This is a genomic window from Gammaproteobacteria bacterium (assembly GCA_030949385.1).
In the GTDB taxonomy this organism is placed as follows: Bacteria; Pseudomonadota; Gammaproteobacteria; order JAUZRS01; family JAUZRS01; genus JAUZRS01.
Genome location: JAUZSP010000001.1, coordinates 154,040 through 173,685, shown reverse-complemented (window position 1 = coordinate 173,685; position 19,646 = coordinate 154,040). Strand labels below are relative to the sequence as shown.

Below are 19,646 nucleotides of genomic sequence, written 5' to 3'. Positions count from 1 at the left end.
GTTATCGTAACAAATATTACATACATAATATGTAATAAATATAATCACATCTGGCAATAATTCATGATTACGCCTATAATCATGAATACTGAAAAAAGCCAAAAAGAGGGCGATTTTGATGCAAAATGAGCAGAAAGCAGATTCAGCGCGTAATTTATTACAACTGCAACCGCTGGAAAGTTTACAGCTGCCAAAAGCCTTGGATGGTTCAGAAGGCAGTAATCGCAGCCCAGGAGCGGCCTTGATCGAGGCCAGCACCGATCTGCAAGCGATTCAGACTTGGTTGATGGAGTATCAAGGCTCACCGCACACCTTGAGAAACTACCGTAGAGAAGTTGAACGTTTGTTGCTGTGGGGCTTGCGTGAACGTGGCAAGCCGCTCTCCAGTTTGATTCGGGAAGATTTTTTGGCTTATCAAAATTTCTTGGCCGATCCTCAGCCAATTAAGCTTTGGGTTGGTGCGCGTAAACCGCGTTTCAGTCCCGATTGGCGACCGTTCCAAGGTGCTTTACATGCTGTCAGCATTCGCCAAGCCTTGGTGATCATCAATTCACTCTTAACCTATCTGGTTCACGCCGGTTACTTGACCGCCAATCCGCTCGCCTTGATGCGACGGCGCACCCAGTTCAACCCAACCACGCCGAAAAACAGCGTCGAACGGTTTCTTGATCAAGAGAGTTGGCAGAAGGTGTTGGAGCAGATTGACTTCCTGCCCCGTGATTCAAAACGTCAAGAGGCGCATTATCAACGAGTGAAATTTCTCTTCACCCTGCTCTACCTGCTCGGCCCTCGGGTCAGTGAGGTCTCTAACCACAACATGGGCAGCTTTATTGAGTCGCGGGGCAACTGGTGGTGGCGTGTCACCGGAAAAGGCAATAAAACCGCGCAAATTCCGGTTAACGATGAGATGTTAAGCGCCTTGGCCAACTATCGAACTTATTTGCAAAAATCACCCCTACCCGCCCCCAGCGACGCCACGCCCATCGCCCTCAGTTTGGGAGGTAAAAAAGGCATCGGTGCGAATATGGTCTATCGAATTGTGAAAAAAGTGATGTTGGATACCGCAGAACAGATTCAAGCGGAATTTCCACACAAAGCGGAAAAATTGCGGTTGGCCTCAACCCACTGGCTGCGCCACACCTCCATCACCCATCAAGCCGATGCGGGCATTGAACTGCGGTATCTGAATAAAAACGCTCGTCATGCAAAACTGGAGACCACCGCTATTTACTTGCACAGCGAAGATGCGGCTTGGCATGAGGCAATGCAGAGTCATGCGATGGAAAAAATAAAATCGAAGAAGTGATTTGGTTGTATTATTTCCAAGTATTTTTACTATATTTTTTCCTTAATGGGAAATCATCCCCCCACAGTTCGCCACTTAACTGCCTTCCACAAGCCACTGAGGAAAAAGCCACTCGGGTCGGTGTATTTCAGCGGGGGGCAAGTTCAGCAGTACTTGATGGTTTGCGTGTGGCGCAATGCGCTGCGCTTATTGACGCCCTACCAAGGTGTCTATCGAGGTGTAGGGGCTGAAAATTTTCAGCCCTTATTTACGCTGTGAGATGGTTTTTAGAGAAGTGGAAATGAACGACTGGATCAATTAAAAACTAAAAACTGGCCAACCAGTTGTTCAATTTTTGCTGTGGAGCATAATAAGACTCTTCAGTCTCAACGTGTTTTTGAGTGGGCTGTTCCACTCGCGCCAACAATTCTTGGCCTTCCACATAACGTTGCAGAGCATCCAGTAACAGGCTGCTGCGAGAGGAGTGATTGGATTCCATTAGCTTTTGCAAACGAACATCCAGTTCATTCGGTATCACAACATTAACTACTGACATCAAAAACTCACTCTGGGTGGCTGAATTCGCTCTCCATTATCCATATATTGAGTGGAGTGTCACCTCCACTAAGCGGGAATTTCAACAGCCTATGAACATAAGTCTCGTCTTAGGCCACTATTTTTACCGTTATCCAGAGACAGAACCACGCAAACAGACCGGCAATCACATCGTCAATCATAATGCCAAAGCCACCGCCCACCTGTCGATCCAACCAACTGATCGGCCACGGTTTCAAAATATCGAAAATTCGAAAGTAAATAAACCCCAATACAATCCACTGCCAACCGCTGGGAGCCATAAACATGGTGATCAGAAAACCGGCGATCTCATCCCAAACAATGCCCGAATGGTCGTGTACACCTAAAATATCCGCAGAAACCCCGCAGATCCAGATGCCAATCAGGCAGACAAAGACCGTCACCAACAGATACTGAAGGTTAGAAAGCGAAGTCATCATCAAATAGAGTGGCACGGCAGCCAAGGTGCCAAAGGTACCTGGCGCTTTGGGCGCAAGGCCACTGCCAAAGCCCAAAGCCAAAAAATTGATGGGGTGTTTGAGGTCTTTCAATGTCAGACGTTTTGCTGTTTTACTCATCTTTTTGTTCTCGGTCAAAATGGTCAAAACCTGTAAATAACAGTGATTCAATGCCCTGTGGACGTTGCAGACGCAGACCCAATTCAGCTTCAATTTGGCCAATGACACTGATTTTGGGCAAATCGGCTTTCGCTTGTAACTCATGCAACGCCTTGGCCGACAGAGTAAAACACAACTCATAATCATCACCGCCAAACAGCGCCATTTTTTCTTGAATTTCAGGAGGCTGTTGACGCAATTCGGTAGAAAGGGGCAGTTTATCAAGCTGCAACAGAGCGCCTACGTTGCTGGCGGTGAGAACATGGCCTAAATCGGCAGCCAAACCGTCAGAGATGTCAATGCAACTGTGAGCTTTGCCGCGCAAAGCCAGACCCAAGGCCACTTGAGCTTCGGGGCGGTTGAGTTTTTGCAGCGGATTTTTTACAGCGACTAACTCACCCAAGGCCATTTTTAACCCCAGAGCACCGTCCCCTACTCTCCCAGAAACACAGATCAGATCCCCTATGTTGCGCACCATCGCGTCTTAAGGCCGCCCCAACAGGAATAAAACCATGCACTTGTACCGTGATGCTCAGAGGGGCTTTGACGGTGTCACCACCCACCAAGGTCAGCTTGTGGCGCTCCGCCAGTTGAAAAAACCCCTCACTGAAGGCCTCTAGCCAATGAGGATCAAGCTCAGGAAGAGAGAGTGAAAGGGTTGCCCAAGCGGGCTCTGCCCCCATCGCAGCAAGGTCGCTGAGACCAACGGCTAAGGATTTATGACCAACATCAAACGCTGAGGTGTGGTGAGGAAAATGCACCCCCGCAGCGAGGGTATCTATAGAGACCGCCAGTTGATGGCCAGCGGGAACGTTAAGTAAGGCGCAATCGTCACCGATGCCCAGCGGCACATGTTCAGTACGCCCCGCCCGTCGTTTGAAATAGTGCTCAATCAGAGAAAATTCACTTGACATGGGATCTGTCCAGATTAAGCGTTTCGCTCTGATTTTCGCGCCTGTTTTGAGACCTTATCCAGCACCCCATTGATAAACTTATGGCTCTGATCCGCACCAAACAGTTTGCTCAGCTCGACCCATTCGTTGATTACCACCCGATGGGGAATTTCTAAACGGTAGCGCAACTCGTACGCCCCAAGGCGCAAAACAGCCCGTTCAACAGGATCGACTTGCTCTATTGTGCGGTCAATGTGAGGTGTAATCAGAGCATCCAAAAGGCTCAGTGCTTTTGGCACCTCTTCTACCAGCTCGATAAAATAATCGGGGTCGGCTTTGTGCATGTCCGCTTGAGAGTGAGAAAATTGCTCGCGGATGTCCGCCAGATTGTCACCGCTCATCTGCCATTGATAGAGGGCTTGCAACGCTTTGCGCCGCGCCATGCGTCGAGCATGAGGTAAATTTTTTCGTGCCATTATGGTTTACAGCTTGCGTAACAAGCTGATCATCTCCACTGCGGTTTGAGCGGCTTCAGAGCCTTTGTTGCCCGCCTTGGTACCGGCACGCTCAATGGCTTGCTCGATGCTGTCGGTGGTGAGAATGCCGTTGATCACCGGCAAACCGTGTTTCAGCGCCACACTGGAGAGCCCTTTGGCGGATTCGCTGGCGACAAAATCAAAATGCGGCGTGGAACCACGGATGACTGCACCCAAGGCGATGATTGCATCGTAATTGCCACTGGCGGCCATTTTGTCGGCAATCAGAGGCATCTCAAAGGCACCCGGCATACGTGCAATGGTGATGTGCGACTCAGCAATACCGGAACGATCCAGCAGATCCAGTGCGCCTGCGAGCAGGCTTTCAACGATAAAGCCGTTAAATCGACCGACAATAATGCCAAATTTGCCGGATTCGATGGTTAAGTCACCGTGTACGGTGTTGATGTTGCTCATGGGAGGTGTCCTAAATCTAAATTAATCGGTAATGTAATCGACCACTTCCAAGCCAAAACCGGCCAGACCGTGGAAGATTTTCGGGGCGCTCATCAGTGACATTTTGCGTACCCCCAGATCAGAGAGAATTTGCGCGCCGATGCCGAAGGTACGCAAATCTTCCGGTTCGTCGTGTTTCGTCTCTTCCGGTTTACCGCTGTGCATCTGGTAATATTGCAACTGGCGGACAAGATCACTGGCTTCTTCGGGTTTGCGCAGAATCACCAACACCCCCGACTCCATTTCCGCAATGCGCTGCATCGCGTCTTGCAACGGCCAACCGCAAGCGTTACTGGCACCCAGAGAGTCACAAAGCACATTTTCCACATGCACCCGTACCGGTGTGGCGGTTTCAGGATCAATTTTGCCCTTAACCAGCGCCATGTGCAGACCGTTTTCGATCCGATCTTGATAGGCCACCAGATGAAAATCACCGTGTTTGGTGAGCATTGGCGTTTCGGCCACGCGCTCGATGCTCTTTTCGTTTTCAATTCGATAGCGGATCAGATCTTCGATACTGCCGATTTTTAGATCGTGCTCTTGAGCAAAGATCTCCAGATCGGGGCGACGTGCCATGGTGCCGTCTTCGTTGAGGATTTCGACGATCATGGAAGAGGGTTCAAAACCGGCCAAGCGCGCCAAATCACAGCCCGCCTCGGTGTGTCCAGCGCGGTTGAGTACCCCACCGTCTTGCGCCATCAAGGGGAAAATATGCCCAGGTTGCACAATGTCTTCCGGTTTGGCATCTGCGGCCACCGCCGCTTGCACGGTCACGGCACGATCCGCAGCGGAGATGCCGGTGGTAACACCCTGCGCTGCTTCAATGGAAACGGTGAAGTTGGTGCCGTGAGCGTCTTGGGTGTGGGTCACCATCAAAGGCAGACGCAGTTGGTAGCAGCGTTCATGGGTCAGCGTCAGGCAGATCAAACCTCGACCGTAACGCGCCATAAAGTTCACATCGTCGGGTTGAACCGCAGAGGAGGCCATAATCAGATCGCCTTCGTTTTCACGCCCTTCATCGTCCATGATGATGACCATTTTTCCTTGACGCAGGTCAGCGATGATCTCTTCAGTTGTATTTAATTCCATAACAGTTCTTTATCTTTAAAATTTCAAAATAAGGGGGTGCTGTGCAGCGAAGGCGCGATTCTAACAGAGCCTAGGGCAATAGATCACTTCATAAAGCCATTTTCTGTCAATAATCGCTCAGTGATGCCGTTTGATTTCTTTTCTTGCTCCGCACCCCAGAGCAATCGTTCCAGATAACGGGCAATCAGATCCACCTCTAAATTCACCTCTGTACCAACTTGGTATTGGCCGATTACCGTCTCTTGCACCGTGTGTGGCACGATGTTGAGCTCAAAGCGGTTATTGTCGATGGCGTTCACCGTCAGGCTGATGCCGTCCACAGTGATTGAGCCTTTATGCACAATGTATTTGGCCAACTCTTGCGGCGCTTCGATAATGAATTTCACTGAGCGCGCCGAGTCCACCCGCTCCACCACGTTGCCCAAACCATCCACATGACCGCTGACCATGTGGCCACCAAGACGAGTGCTGAGGGTGAGGGCTTTTTCCAGATTAACGGGGCTGCCGTTTTGCAGCTTGCCTAAGGTAGTCAAAGAGAGGGTTTCCAATGAAACATCAGCGGCATAACCGTCACCTGGCAGAGCAACCACCGTTAGGCACACCCCATTGGTGGCGATGCTGTCTCCCAAAGCCACATCGCTGAGATCCAGTTTTCCACTCTGAATGTGCAGCCGCACATCGCCCCCTCGGGACTCCAATGCTTTAATGCTGCCGACCGCTTCAATAATACCTGTAAACATAGTGTCCCCAATTGAACGATTGAACTGAGTTAATAAAAAAATCGTGAGGCGCATCATAAACGTGCAGAGCCTGAGAACCCAGTGTTTATCGTTGCTCTATTTGGTCTTTTATAGTTACGAATATAAAGACTTAATATACTAAACTGTGAGGCAGATCTCACAGTTAATCAGAGTAAGCACACGTTTCAGCCTGTTTGTGCTTGCAGCCCCCTCCTTCTCAGGAATAAAATGTTAGATTGCCATCGCTGAATTGGAATTATCGGGTGTTTAGAAGAATAATTGAAAATATGCATGACTCAGTGGAAAGGTTAATCGCTGAAGGTGAGTTAAAACAAGCTCTCTCACGTCTCGCAAAAGCACAGAGCACGGATGAAGAGAGCGCCCGAAATACGCTGCAACAGATTGACAAATTGACCTTTGAATTTGAAGCTTCGATCCACCTTGCTGCCAGTTCAGCGGCCTTGCAAAGCGAGCTAAAAGAGAGACAAGGTGCTCATTTTGAACGTGCCCAGCACGCTCAACAAGCACTCAATTTAATTGACAGCCTACTGAACCGAGTGCCCTCTGAAAAAAATAAAATCCTCTTGTTGGTGTATTTAGATCAGACCGCCAGAGCTCTAAAAGTGTTGAAACAGCACTCAAAAGCTCGTCCCTTGTTGGAGAAGGCGCTTGCTTTACAAGAGCAGTTATTTGAGCACAACAGCCCAGAAGTGGAAGCAGGATTAAATGATTTGGCGCTGTTGCATCAGTTAATGGAGCAGCCGGTTAAGGCATTGCCTCTGTTTGAGCGGGTTTTGAAGCTTAGAAAACAGAGTGTGAAAACAGAGCCATTGGCGCTGGCCGAAACCGAGCTCTGTTTGGCAAAACTCTATGGCGAAGCGGACAATATTGATGAGGCCATTAGGTTATACAGCGATGCGTTGCATCGTTATCAAGCGGTCGATCAAACCCAGCCTCCACCGGTCATTGGAGAACTGCTGTGTGATTTAGCTCGGCTATATGAACGTAATGGTGAACTGGACAAGATGCTCTCCTTTTACGAACAGTCCTTCACCTTTGCTGCAAACCAATTCAATAGAGAGCAACACACCGTTGAAAACCTATTGACCGATTTGGCCAGGTTGCACCAGAAGGCAATGGCCTTAGCTGAGTTGTATGCTCAGCATGAACCCAGTAAACAATTAAATTTACATCGCCGTTGCGTTGATTTTAGAGATAAGGTCTTTGAAAAATACCGTGAGGGTCAAGTTTTTGATGATCATACGGTGCTGTATGAACCCCGTTGTGAACAGTATCTACGGGTTTATCAACAGACGGCGGGGAAACATTATTCAGCCTCAATGAGTTCAACCACCCTGCAACATCAAGCTGAACTCCTATACCGTTTAGCCGAAGCGTATGAGGTTTTGGGCAATTTAGATGAAGCGTTGCCCCTGTATGAACGCTCATTGGATTTGATGGAAAAAGCCTTAGACAATGACAGCAGCCAACTGCACCCTATTTTAAGAAAGCTGGTGGCACTGTATGAGTTTATGGCCGAATCGGACAGAGCGGTGGCACTGTATGAACAATACGGTGCCGTTTATGAAGCGGCTCTGAGCCATGATGGATTGGCAAAAGATCGGCTGTTAAATGATCTGGCCGAACTCTACCTAGAGTCTAATAAACCCGATGAAGCACTGGTTTTATACGAACGTGCCTTGAAGTTCAGCGAACGTTATTACGGTAAAAATGACAACACCGTGCGCAACATTTTGGAGAAGATGGCACGTCAGTTGGAGTCAATGTTCGAATACGATGAAGCGTTGCCACTGTACGAACGTATCCTTAATATTGATGAAAAGCGTCTGCCAGAAGATTCATTGACGGTATTGGCGTTGCGAGAAAAATTGGAATTTTTGTATGAAAATGGCTCGGGAGAAACCTTCCCGCACGATTTGGAAAAGAATTTGGAAACCTATCGGTTGATGCTCGCTAATCTGGAAGAGACGCTGGGTGAAAAGGATCGTTCTGTGCCAGCTGCGTTGGTCAAACTGGCCATGTTGTATAAATTGGGCGGCAAATACGAACACGCCTTGCCCCTCTATCAACGTGCTTTGAGCATTCGCGAACGTGTCTTTGGGGCTAATTCTCCCTCTGTGGCATCGGTTCTGAGTAAATTAACCGAGCTTTACATGTTGTTGGGCGACTACAAAAAAGCCCTGCCACTGGGTAAACGATCACTGGCCATTCGGCAAGCGTTGTTTTGTAAAAGCAGTCGCACTTTAGCCAGAAGCATGCACAATCTCTCTGTTTTGTATCGGCTCATGGGCGACTATAAAAAAGCCCTGCCCTTATGCGAAGATGCGTTAGTAATCCGAGAAGAAGTATTTGGAAAAAGTGGCAATATGAGCGTTGCTTCCACTCTGATCAATTACGCTCTGTTATGCCAATCAACCAAAGAGTACGACAAGTCCGCGAGCTTATTCAAACGTACGTTGGCGCTACAAAAATCAATTTCCGGCTCTGAAAGCCCGATGGTGGCCGCAACCTTAAATCATTTAGCCCTGTTGCACGATGAAATGGAACTGTACAGCAGCGCTGCTTCGTATCAGAAGCAAGCGCTGACCATTTGGTTTGCATCTTTAGGTAAAGAGAGCCTGCAAACTCGTCAGAGCATGCTCAGCTATTTTAGAAGTTTGGTGAATAGGCACAAAGAGAACCGGCAGATGGCGTTGGATGATTTTCTCTTTTTTATGAACCATCACCTTTCTAAGGAGGAGGCGACAAATTTTGTGCAGACGTGGTTACCGCCACAACTGCTACCTGAATAACAGCGCCAACAGAAAAAAATTGGTCAATAATAAAATCGCTGATACGCTGCGCCAAAAGGCCAGTGGATGACGTTCTATCAAGGGCAGGCTGGTTTTCATAAAAGCGGGGTTGGGTGTGGAAAGGTCGTGCTGAAATTCAGAAAAACTGTCGTAACGATGGGCGCGATCGGGGTGTACCGCTTTTTGAATCGCACCGTCCATCCAGATGGGTACATTAGCGTTGTACTGACGCACTGAACGGTAGTCGTAATTTTTATGCGCCTGTGCTTTTTCCAATTTCCCGTAGGGAAACTTGCCACCGCTGAGCATCTCGTAGAGGGTCACCCCCAGTGAATACATATCACTGCGGAAACTGCCTTCAAAACCCTCAAACAGTTCTGGGGCAATGTAATTGGCCGTGCCTTGCAGGTGACTGCCCTGCTTTTGCAGTGGTGTGTAGATCTCTTGCAATCCGGCCACTTGAGTAGAACCAAAATCAATGATTTTGATGCGGTCGTGTTTGTCAATCATGATGTTTTCAGGTTTGATGTCTTGATGCACCATTTCACGCCGTTGGAACGCGCGCAGACCTTTAACGATTTGTGCGTTTATGTCACGGATCTGATTTAAATCTGGCTCAGGGTTGTCTAAAATCCACTGCGCCAACGATTGCCCTTCAATAAATTCGGTAACGTAATAAAGACAGCTGCGTTTACGCTCCAGTTGATGCACTTTCAAAACGTTTGGGTCACTGATGCGTCGCCCCACCCAGACCTCATGGAAAAAACGGTCAATATACGCGGGATCATCCTCAAAATTGACCGACGGGGTTTTGATTACCACCCTCTCCCCATTGTCATTGTCTTCGGCCAAATAGACTTGGATGGTGCTGCTGGTGTGCAGCTCTTTGATGATTTTATAACCGTCTAATACGGTGCCAATGCCTAATGCGGGTGGAAAGGGCAGTGAAGTCAATTGGCGATAATACTCATCCTCATCTTGATTGGGCAGTTGAGTGACCCGTAAAATTTGACAGGTTAAATTGTCGTTACTGCCCGCATCGAGAGCCGCTTCAACTATTTTTTCTGCCGCCACCTCTGGTTCATAAGCAAGAGCAAAGGCCAACAGCTGCTCATCTGGCAAAAATTCATGAACCCCATCGCTGCTGAGCAAAAATCGGTCATTGATTTCAATGGGCAGGCTGGCATGGTCAAACTGCACCTCATGCTCACCCCCCATCGCACGAGAAAGAAACGCCTTATTGCGATCAATAACCAAATGGTGATCTTTGGTCATCTGTTTAATGGTGCCTTGCCGAATGAGATAGATACGCGAATCACCGACATGAAACAGGTGTGCTGTAGTCGATTTTAAAATCAGCCCAGCAAACGTTGAAGCCAGACTCAGCTCCGAGGCATAACGGCTTTGGCCTTGGCTGTAGAGCCAAGAATTGAGTGAACGAATGATGCGCTCACCGGCAGTTTTCACTCCCCAAGACATCGGGGTACTTAGATAATCGCTGATAAATCCACGTACACAGTGTTCACTGGCTTCCTTGCCCGCTTCACTGGAACCCACTCCATCAGCAGTGACAGCCACAATGCCTTTATGAATCAGCTCCATATTGTCATCAGGAACACGAATACCACAGCAATCTTCGTTCTGCTCTTTAAGGCCTGCTTGTGTACATTGCCCTACTTCGACAATCAGTTGGTTACTCATAAATAAGCGCCTTAATGGAGTTCAATTTTCTCAATGCTGCCATCGTCATTTTGCTCATACATAAACCCTTTTGGCTCTTTCAATATAAACAAGACCAACAAAAAAACCACAAAGGACACGGCTGAAATGGTAAGGAAAAAGAGCTGTGAAGAAACAAAAGACAATACAGTAAGAAAAGCCACGCCACCCACATTACCAAAGGCACCGGTCATACCCGCAATTTGTCCCGTCAAACGCCTCTTTACCAAAGGCACTACGGCAAACACCGCTCCATTACCTGCATTAACAAATAACGAGGTAATGATCATTGCACCGACGGCCATTGAGACAGTCCAACTTTGATCAATTTGACCCATTAAAAAATAACCGAATGAAAGCCCGCCTAAAGTAATGCTTAACACTATTTTACGCCCGTATTTGTCACTAAGATAACCGCCTGCTGGACGCATAACCAAATTTAAAGCCGCAAAAATAGACGCAATTAAAGCCGCTTGAGCAATACTTAAATCTGCACTTTCCTTAAAAACATCAAAGAAAAAGAGCGGTAACATAGAGATCACAGCCAATTCAGAACCAAAAGTAACCATATAAGAGAGGTTTAACGCCGCCACTTGACGAAATTTATAGCGATGAATTTCTGCTGGAGGGCGTGCATTGACAGCAAAAAGGGCTTTGTTAATGCGATAAATCTGCAAAACTTGATAAATATAAAGCAGCAGCAGCATTGTGTAGATGGTGTAGGTCAAAGAGTGACTGAAAATATTCAAGTTGGCAGGAGAGATTTTCCAACTCAGGGTTGCCAGTGCCAAATAAAGGGGAGCTGTCATAAAACAATAAAAATAAAAGTCACCTTTGCTGCTCACCTCCATTGCACCTAAGTTTTTAGGTCGAAAGTAAGTCGTTCCTTTTGGGTTGTTGCTTACCGAAAAATAAAAAACAAAAGAAAAGAGTAAAGCCAAGACCCCAGTGGTGGCCACCGCCCAGCGCCAGCCCTCATCACCCCCAAACATCAGCGCCAAAGTGGGTAATAAAATCGCCGCGCCAGCGGAACCAAAATTACCCCAACCACCGTAGATGCCTTCAGCAGTGCCGACCTGTTTGGCTGGAAACCACTCAGAAACCAAACGAATACCAATGACAAAACCAGCCCCAACAAAACCAAGTAGAAAACGGTACGTTGCCAGTTCAGTATAACTTTGCGCCGATGCGAAGAGAAAACAGACCACACTGGAAAGAGCCAACAAGACAGAAAAGGTAATTTTTGGGCCATGTTTATCCACTAACATGCCAACAATAATGCGTGCTGGAATGGTCAGCGCCACATTTAAAATAAGCAGCAGTTTCACCTCTTGATCTGAAAGGCCAAAGGTCTCTCGAATGGAAGCCATCAACGGAGCAAAGTTAAACCAAACCATGAAACTAAGAAAGAATGCAAACCAAGAGAGGTGTAAAATTTTCATTTTACCGTTGAATGAAAATAAGTTGATACGACTTTGATCAACTCCTGTGCCCGTTGCCGCCATGCTGCACTCCTAAATAAAGGGGGATAAAATATAGACTTTTAAAAATAAGCAAAAAATGATCCAATAAAAAAACAGACCAATAAAAATTTAATTTTTTGTTTATTTACAACATGTTATGTATTTTTCATGTTTCCAGTGAAGATATTTTTTATGTTTAATGGATGGTCACAAACAAGAATTGAACCAAAATAGTGCAACAACCATTGAGGCGTTAGACCTTGATCTGATTGTATTGGTGAACTCTTACAGAGAATCGTTGATTTTTGTAACGCTGCCGTTACGGGATTCAGGTGAGACTGAAAGTCAGACGAACATCTTCACCCACCTGTCGAATTTCACTGATTTTTAAATCAATGCGATCGGCCATTTTATCCAGACCCGGAAGGTTAAACAGTCCGCGAGCCTCACTGCCCATAACGTGCGGTGCCATATACAGCACGATCTCATCAACGATGCCCGCTTGAAGTGCTGCACCGGCTAGGGTTGGTCCTGCTTCGATCAACAGTTCATTGATTTCCCGTTGAGCCAATAACGACATGACTTCGTTGAGATTCACCCTGCCCTGCTGCTGACCTATTATTTCAACATCGACACCCTCTTGTATGAGTGTTGCTCTTTTTTCAGCCGTGCTGGTGTGGCCAATCAGCAGCGTTTTACCCGCTAGGCCGAACATTTTAGCCTGTGGCGAAATAGACAAGTAAGAGTCTAAAACGACTCTCAAAGGCTGCGGTACGTTGATCCCTTCTAAACCCTCTAAATCTGACGGGCTGAGCCGCACGTTCAAGGAAGGGTCATCGGCCAACACCGTACCGATGCCGGTGAGAATGGCATCGCTGCGTGCGCGCAAACGATGCACGTCAGCACGAGAATCAGAACCGGTGATCCACTGACTTTCACCACTGGCCATCGCGGTGCGACCATCGAGACTCATGGCTAATTTGAGACGCACAAAGGGTCTGTTTTGTTGCATCCGTTTGATAAAGCCGGGGTTCAACGCCTCGGCTTCCGACTGCAACAGCCCTACTTCGACCTCGATGCCTGCTGCGGACAGACGTTGCAATCCCTTGCCCGCCACCAAGGGATTGGGATCTTGCATGGCAACAACCAGCCGTGAAATACCCGCTGTGATCAGTGCGTCAGCACACGGCGGAGTTTTACCAAAATGAGAGCACGGCTCTAATGTGACGTAAGCGGTAGCGCCTTTTGCTTTTTCAGTGGCTTGGCGCAGAGCGTACACTTCGGCGTGTGGTTTTCCGGCTCGCTGGTGCCAGCCTTCACCGACGATCTGCTCGCCGTAGGCAATCACACAACCAACCCGAGGATTGGGGTGCGTTGTGTAACGCCCTCGATTGGCCAGTTGAACGGCACGATTCATCATCTGATGATCAAATAAAATCATGGTGAGGGTTCTCGGTCGAGGCGATCCAATGCTTCACGGAATGCTTGCAGATCTTCGTAACTTTTATAAACGGAAGCAAAACGAATGTAGGCCACATGATCAAGCTGACGCAGCTCTTCCATCACCCACTCTCCTAACAGTCGTGAATTTACTTCACGTTGACCACACGTTAAAAGACGATGACGAATGTTTAAAATGGCGTTATCCAGTTGCTCAGTAGAAACGGGGCGTTTCTGCAAGGCCAGACTTAGACCCGCTTGCAATTTTTTTTCGGAGAAATTTTGGCGTTCGTTGTTGTTTTTAATGATGCGTGGCAGTGCAATGTCGGCCTGTTCGTAGGTAGTGAAACGTTCCCCACAGCCCAAACACTGTCGTCGCCGTCGAACTTGTGAGCCTTCATGAGCGTCACGAGAATCGATGACTTTGGTGCGGGTGGCAGAACAGAAGGGACAGTGCATACCGTGTGGATGTCATTCCCGACTAGGCGGGAATTTATTTATTTGCTACGCTGCATAAACAGGAAAAGCGGCACAAAGCTTGGCGGCTTTTTCACGCACCGAGCTGATAATTGCCTCATCGCCTTTGCTGTCGATGATGTCACACATCCACGCGGCCAATTCAGCGCATTCAGTTTCAGCAAAGCCGCGAGTGGTGGCCGCAGGAGTACCGACTCGAATACCACTGGTGACAAACGGGGATTGAGGGTCGTTTGGTACCGCATTCATATTAACGGTGATGTGGGCGGCTCCGAGCCATTTGTCCACATCACGCCCCGTCAGACCGGCTTTGATAAAACTGACTAAAAAAAGATGATCGTCTGTGCCACCAGAAACCACATCGTAACCTCGATCAATAAAGACGTTGGCCATAACTTGTGCGTTTTTAATCACGTTTTCTTGATAGGTTTTAAATTCAGGTTCAAGTGCTTCTTTAAACGCCACCGCTTTAGCGGCAATCACATGCATCAGAGGACCACCCTGCCCACCAGGAAACACCGCTGAGTTGAATTTTTTCTCTAGTTCGGGATTGGCTTTGGCCAAAATCAGACCGCCACGAGGACCGCGTAACGTTTTGTGCGTGGTGGTGGTGGTGACATCAGCAATCTGAACAGGATTCGGATAGAGACCCGCCGCAACCAAACCGGCAACGTGTGCCATATCCACAAACAGATAAGCACCAACGGCATCGGCAATGTCACGAAAACGCTGCCAATCAACAATGCGGGAGTAAGCAGAAAAACCAGCCACGATCATTTTGGGCTTATGTTCTTTGGCCAAACGTTCCACTTCGGCGTAATCAATTTCACCGGTTTCAGGGTTTAAACCGTATTGCACGGCGTTGTAAATTTTGCCTGAAAAGCTCGGTTTCGCGCCGTGGGTCAAGTGGCCGCCGTGCGCCAGACTCATGCCCAAAATGGTGTCTCCAGGTTGGCATAAAGCCATGTACACCGCCGAGTTGGCTTGTGAACCTGAGTGTGGTTGCACATTGACGTAGTCGGCGTTAAACAGCTCTTTGGCGCGATCAATAGCCAACTGCTCTACTTTATCAACGAACTCACAGCCGCCGTAATAGCGTTTACCAGGATAACCTTCAGCGTATTTGTTGGTCAGTACTGTGCCTTGTGCCTCGATGACTCTAGGACTGGTGTAGTTCTCTGAGGCGATCAGTTCGATGTGCTCTTCTTGGCGTTGAGCTTCATCTTGAATGGCAGAAAACAGTGCGTCGTCGTAACCGGAAATACTCATATTTTTTGAAAACATGGCAATCGTCTCAAGGTAGGTAATGTGTGTAAGAATGGCGCTGGATTATACTTAAAGTCATTAGTCGCTGCACGGCTTTCTTGAATCGATAAGGCTAAATTGAATGCTTCAAATAAGTATCTTTGATTTTTTCTATTGCGTGTTGACGTTCTTTTTGGATTTCTTGAGGTGGTATTATATTTGGTTATTATTTAACATAATATACATTATGTGATAATAATAATTTTTTAGGAACTTCGACAACATTACAGCCTTCTATTTAAAAAGAGATACAAAAAGGGAGTCTGTCTAATGAGCTTTAATATCAAAACATGGATCTGGAATCGTGCCATATCATGGCTCAATGATGAAAAACCCAACACACAGCCGCCTCTGTCCGATTATCAACGCCTCAGTTACGAGATTCGTCCAGGGGATGTGCTGCTGGTTGAAGGGCGCAGCCGTGTCAGCGAAGTCATCAAATGCATTACCTTAAGCTCTTGGACGCACTCAGCACTCTACATTGGCCGTTTACACGACATTGATGCACCCGAAATGAGAGGCTTAATTGAAAAACACTACCCCGCCAAACCGGATGAGCAGTTGATTATTGAAGCGTTGCTGGGGGAAGGCACGGTCATTCGACCGCTAAACAGCTATGAAAACGAACACCTGCGTATTTGTCGGCCTAAAGGGCTCTCTCGCCAAGATTCACAATATGTGGTCAACCATCTGATCGCCAATCTCGGGCTGGATTACGACGTTCGCCAGCTGCTGGATCTGGCGCGTTTTCTATTTCCTTACAATATTTTGCCACGTCGCTATCGCTCCAGCCTGTTTTCACATCACATCGGTACCCCCACTCGCACCGTCTGTTCAGCGCTGATTGCACAAGCTTTTGCCAGCGTCCGTTTCCCTGTGCTACCCGTGCTGCGCAATGAACAGGGACATATCAAATTCTATCGACGCAATTTTCGCCTCTTCACTCCCAGAGACTTCGATTATTCACCTTACTTTGACATCATCAAATACCCGGTCTTTGAGTTTGATGATTTGGCACTCTATCGGAAACTGCCTTGGAACGAGGAAGGGGTTATTTATAATGATTCAGAAAGTTCACTGGAAGAAGTACTGCTCAAACCAACCAGATCAAGAACACTAAGCCATCACTACCGGCAGAAATCCGAGCAAGAAGGCAGCCATCGCTTCGCCATCTTAGCCAAGCTAAAAGCACTAAAAATCGGTTTATAGGGTATGAGTTGGGCGATCTGCGCCCAAAGCACCGGCCAAATAGGTCTCGATTTTATCTCGGGTTGAACCATTGTCCTGATCGCTGAATTTTACCCCGATGCCCGCCGTTTTATTACCCTGCGCACCCACTGGGGTGACCCAAACAATTTTACCCGCCACAGGTAGACGTTCTTTGTTATCCATTAGGGTCAAAAGCATAAAGACCTCATCGCCTAAATTGTAAAACTTATCCGTCGGCACAAACAGACCGCCGTTTTTCACAAAGGGCATGTAAGCCGAGTAGAGCGCACTTTTCTCTTTAATTGTCAGCGACAAAATGCCTTGGCGACCTTGACTGCTCATTCTTTAACCCCTATTCAGTTTAACGTCTACGAACCAGTTCAGTGGCAACAATCAACAGCTCTTCAAGTACCGTTTGCGGATTCATACTGCTCTCCCCCTCTCTGAAGACCGACTGCAAACGATCAGAGTAGCGGTAGAGAGACTTCAAGTCTAACGACTCTGCCAGCACAAGCAACTCTCTTTTACAATCCAGATTCTCGATTTTCGCAACAGCAGACAAACGCAAACGGATCAAATCCGAAACCCAAGAGCGCAGTTCAAACACCACCTGCTTCGCTTGAGAAACCTCCTTCCAAAGCGCAGCCAATTGAACCGGATTTTCACGCCCAGCAAACAGCGCTTGATAGCGAGACAAGCGCGCACGACGTTCATCCAGATGCTCATCTTGCAGTGCCTTTTTTGCCAACAACGGCGCACCAAAGGACAAAGAGAGAGCCAAAAGTAACTCCTCCTGTGTTCTCTCCCCAACTTCTCCGATAAGCCAATTCAGCGCCTGCTGAGAGTCAGGCAATGGCAAAGAGAACGTTTCGCAGCGACTGATTATTGTTTTTGGTAAACGCGCCGGTTGCGAACAGAGCAGCAGTAACAGAGTATTGTTGCTCGGCTCCTCTAAGGTTTTTAATAAGCTGTTAAAAGCCGCCTCTGTCATGCTCTCCGCCGCTGTTATTACAGCAACCTTATACCCTGAAAACTGCGCGGTTAATTCCAAATCCCGACACAACTTGCGAATTTGATCGATTTTAATCGACTTACCTACCTGTTCAGGCTCCACAAGATGATGATCGGGGTGATTCCCCGCCTCAAACAACTGACAAGAACGACAGCCACCGCAAGCCGCACCCGACGTTTTTCCGTTCGAACAAAGCAGAGCCTGCGCAAGGTACTCCGAAAAGGCCATTTTACCGCAGCCAAACGGTGCCAATAGCAGTATGCCATGAGGCAGACCAGAAGTGCTGTGACGCTGCCAAAGCCGATCCCAAGGGGTTTGTAGCCAAGGATACAGTTCGCTCATACAGCACGGCTTAAAAAGGGCATCAAAACCGCTTTAATTTCCGCTTGCACCGCAAGCAAAGGCTGATCCGCATTGATCACTCGAAAACGCTCAGGCTCTCGTTCTGCACGCTCTAAATAGGCCTCACGCACCCGCTGAAAAAAACTCACCTGCTCTTGCTCAAAACGATCCGAAGCGCCGCGCTGGCGTACCCGCGCCAAACCCACCTCAGGTGGCGCATCCAATAACAAGGTCAAATCAGGCTGAAACCCCTCTTGCAACCACGACTCTAACGCTAAAATACGCTGTTTTGAAACCCCACGACCACCGCCTTGATAGGCGTAACTGGCATCGGTAAAACGATCCGAAACCACCCAGTTACCTTTTTTGAGTTCCGGTTGAATCAAAGCGTGTAGATGCTCGGCACGGGCGGCAAACATCAACAACAACTCCGTATTGCTGCCCATGCTCGACCCAGTTGGAGCCAACAACAGCGCTCGCAACTGCTCTCCTAAAGGGGTTCCTCCAGGTTCGCGGGTCTGGCAAAAAGGAATACTTTTCTCTTTGAGCAGCTGCAAGAGAAAAATCAAATTACTCGATTTCCCCACCCCTTCAATGCCTTCCAGCGTGATAAATTTAGCCTGTTGCATAAAGATCACTTCTTGTTTTTACGCCGATTTTGACGCAGCCGTTTCAGATAACGTGCCACCGCTTTATTGTGCTCAATTAAGGTTTTGGAAAAATCATGTTCACCACTGCCATCGCCTTTAGCAACAAAGTAGAGCGAACCGTCCTCATCTGGATGCAGAACCGCTCTGATCGCATCACCACTGGGCATGGCAATGGGCGTGGGGGTTAAACCGCTGCGGGTGTAGGTGTTGTAAGGCGTATCGGCTGTCAGATCACGACGGCGAATGTTGCCATCGTATCGATCTCCCATGCCATAAATTACCGTTGGATCGGTCTGAAGGCGCATTTTTTTACGCAGACGGCGAATGAATACCCCGGCAATTTTGGGTCGTTCTTGAACAGCAGCGGTCTCTCGCTCCACAATTGAGGCCAAAATCAACGCCTCGTAAGCGCTTTTGAGCGGCAACTTTTTCTGCCGTTTTTGCCACTCACGCTCCAATACCGAGGACATTTTGTTATAACTGCGCTTTAAAAAGCTCAGATCCGATGTGCCACGCGTAAACGCATAAGTATCAGGATAAAAGCGCCCTTCTGGATGCACACCGGCATAACCCAAACGCTGCATAATCTCTTTCTTGCTTAAGCCTTTCAGTTCGTGTTCCAGAATGGAATTATTATCTACAGCACTCATCATCTGTTTAAAATTCCAGCCTTCCACCAAGGTCAAGCTGTATTGAATCACTTTGCCCGAGACCAACAGATCCAACAATTGTGGTGGAGTTAAGTGAACTTCAACTTGGTACTCACCCTTTTTAATCTTTTCTGCCAACCCAAAATAACGCGCATAAGAGGAAAAATAGTGGGAACGCGACAACACCCCCATGCGCACAAATTCATCTTCAATACCCCGCACCGTGGCACCGGATCTCACTTGATAAACAAAGGTTTTTTCCGCCTCAATAGGCCGATTTAAAAACTGATCCAGATCCCAAGCCAGATACGCCAATGCAGCCGCTGCCAGCAAAAAGAGACCCAATAACAAGAGTAATATTTTTTTCAACATGT

The 19,646-nt window shown here is 47.9% G+C and carries 18 protein-coding genes and 1 pseudogene; 3 read left to right on the top strand and 16 right to left on the bottom strand.

Going from position 1 to position 19,646, the window contains the following annotated elements; translation table 11 throughout:
* The first annotated feature begins 118 nt into the window (after positions 1–118).
* Positions 119–1,306 (top strand): tyrosine-type recombinase/integrase, encoded by a 1,188-nt coding sequence (locus Q9O24_00750; GenBank protein MDQ7073706.1) that lies wholly within the window; start codon positions 119–121, stop codon positions 1,304–1,306.
* Between the two features lie 304 nt (positions 1,307–1,610).
* On the opposite strand, the gene Q9O24_00745 is transcribed toward Q9O24_00750, so the two are convergent.
* The 7 genes and pseudogenes from Q9O24_00745 to Q9O24_00715 form a co-directional block, all read right to left on the bottom strand.
* Positions 1,611–1,841, bottom strand: a complete 231-nt coding sequence (locus Q9O24_00745; protein ID MDQ7073705.1) for a hypothetical protein — start codon at positions 1,839–1,841, stop codon at positions 1,611–1,613.
* Positions 1,842–1,950: 109 nt separating this feature from the next.
* Entirely contained in the window at positions 1,951–2,439 is a 489-nt protein-coding gene (locus tag Q9O24_00740; GenBank protein MDQ7073704.1) for a phosphatidylglycerophosphatase A, read from the bottom strand.
* Positions 2,432–3,392: pseudogene (gene thiL / locus Q9O24_00735) on the bottom strand (thiamine-phosphate kinase). Before thiL ends, Q9O24_00740 begins: the two are co-directional and overlap by 8 nt.
* Positions 3,393–3,406: 14 nt before the next feature.
* Positions 3,407–3,847, bottom strand: a complete 441-nt coding sequence (gene nusB, locus Q9O24_00730; GenBank protein MDQ7073703.1) for a transcription antitermination factor NusB — start codon at positions 3,845–3,847, stop codon at positions 3,407–3,409.
* 6 nt (positions 3,848–3,853) lie between these two features.
* The gene (gene ribE, locus Q9O24_00725; protein ID MDQ7073702.1) at positions 3,854–4,324 is read right to left on the bottom strand and encodes a 6,7-dimethyl-8-ribityllumazine synthase; all 471 of its coding nucleotides are present in this window, start codon (positions 4,322–4,324) and stop codon (positions 3,854–3,856) included.
* A gap of 21 nt (positions 4,325–4,345) precedes the next feature.
* Positions 4,346–5,452 (bottom strand): bifunctional 3,4-dihydroxy-2-butanone-4-phosphate synthase/GTP cyclohydrolase II, encoded by a 1,107-nt coding sequence (gene ribBA, locus Q9O24_00720; GenBank protein MDQ7073701.1) that lies wholly within the window; start codon positions 5,450–5,452, stop codon positions 4,346–4,348.
* A gap of 83 nt (positions 5,453–5,535) precedes the next feature.
* Positions 5,536–6,192, bottom strand: coding sequence for a riboflavin synthase (locus Q9O24_00715; protein MDQ7073700.1), 657 nt, complete (start codon positions 6,190–6,192; stop codon positions 5,536–5,538).
* A 299-nt stretch (positions 6,193–6,491) separates the two neighbouring features.
* On the opposite strand from Q9O24_00715, the gene Q9O24_00710 reads away from it, so the two are divergent.
* The gene (locus tag Q9O24_00710) at positions 6,492–9,005 is read left to right on the top strand and encodes a tetratricopeptide repeat protein (protein MDQ7073699.1); all 2,514 of its coding nucleotides are present in this window, start codon (positions 6,492–6,494) and stop codon (positions 9,003–9,005) included.
* On the opposite strand, the gene Q9O24_00705 is transcribed toward Q9O24_00710, so the two are convergent.
* The 5 genes from Q9O24_00705 to glyA all read right to left on the bottom strand — a co-directional run bounded on the left by Q9O24_00705 (position 8,994) and on the right by glyA (position 15,388).
* Positions 8,994–10,706, bottom strand: a complete 1,713-nt coding sequence (locus Q9O24_00705; protein MDQ7073698.1) for a bifunctional protein-serine/threonine kinase/phosphatase — start codon at positions 10,704–10,706, stop codon at positions 8,994–8,996. The genes Q9O24_00710 and Q9O24_00705 overlap by 12 nt on opposite strands.
* A gap of 11 nt (positions 10,707–10,717) precedes the next feature.
* Positions 10,718–12,229: a NarK family nitrate/nitrite MFS transporter gene (locus Q9O24_00700; GenBank protein ID MDQ7073697.1), complete on the bottom strand. Its 1,512-nt coding sequence runs from the start codon at positions 12,227–12,229 to the stop codon at positions 10,718–10,720.
* A 286-nt stretch (positions 12,230–12,515) separates the two neighbouring features.
* Positions 12,516–13,628 carry a bifunctional diaminohydroxyphosphoribosylaminopyrimidine deaminase/5-amino-6-(5-phosphoribosylamino)uracil reductase RibD gene (gene ribD / locus Q9O24_00695; protein ID MDQ7073696.1) on the bottom strand — a complete coding sequence of 371 codons (1,113 nt, stop codon included), beginning with the start codon at positions 13,626–13,628 and terminating at the stop codon, positions 12,516–12,518.
* Complete coding sequence (nrdR, locus tag Q9O24_00690; protein ID MDQ7073695.1) at positions 13,625–14,086, bottom strand: transcriptional regulator NrdR; 462 nt, start codon at positions 14,084–14,086, stop codon at positions 13,625–13,627. Before nrdR ends, ribD begins: the two co-directional genes overlap by 4 nt.
* A 45-nt stretch (positions 14,087–14,131) precedes the next feature.
* Positions 14,132–15,388 (bottom strand): serine hydroxymethyltransferase, encoded by a 1,257-nt coding sequence (gene glyA / locus Q9O24_00685; GenBank protein ID MDQ7073694.1) that lies wholly within the window; start codon positions 15,386–15,388, stop codon positions 14,132–14,134.
* A 291-nt stretch (positions 15,389–15,679) separates the two neighbouring features.
* Here glyA and Q9O24_00680 point away from each other — a divergent pair, with 291 nt between their 5' ends.
* Positions 15,680–16,618 (top strand): YiiX/YebB-like N1pC/P60 family cysteine hydrolase, encoded by a 939-nt coding sequence (locus Q9O24_00680; protein ID MDQ7073693.1) that lies wholly within the window; start codon positions 15,680–15,682, stop codon positions 16,616–16,618.
* Here Q9O24_00680 and Q9O24_00675 read toward each other — a convergent pair.
* From Q9O24_00675 to mltG, 4 genes are read right to left on the bottom strand one after another with little or no spacing between them, the layout of a single operon-like run.
* Positions 16,613–16,960, bottom strand: coding sequence for a PilZ domain-containing protein (locus Q9O24_00675; GenBank protein ID MDQ7073692.1), 348 nt, complete (start codon positions 16,958–16,960; stop codon positions 16,613–16,615). The genes Q9O24_00680 and Q9O24_00675 overlap by 6 nt on opposite strands.
* Before the next feature lie 19 nt (positions 16,961–16,979).
* A complete protein-coding gene (holB, locus tag Q9O24_00670; protein MDQ7073691.1) occupies positions 16,980–17,972 on the bottom strand; it encodes a DNA polymerase III subunit delta' in 993 nt (330 codons plus the stop codon).
* Positions 17,969–18,601: a dTMP kinase gene (gene tmk, locus Q9O24_00665; protein ID MDQ7073690.1), complete on the bottom strand. Its 633-nt coding sequence runs from the start codon at positions 18,599–18,601 to the stop codon at positions 17,969–17,971. Before tmk ends, holB begins: the two co-directional genes overlap by 4 nt.
* A 5-nt stretch (positions 18,602–18,606) precedes the next feature.
* Positions 18,607–19,644 (bottom strand): endolytic transglycosylase MltG, encoded by a 1,038-nt coding sequence (gene mltG, locus Q9O24_00660; GenBank protein ID MDQ7073689.1) that lies wholly within the window; start codon positions 19,642–19,644, stop codon positions 18,607–18,609.
* Positions 19,645–19,646 lie beyond the last annotated feature (2 nt).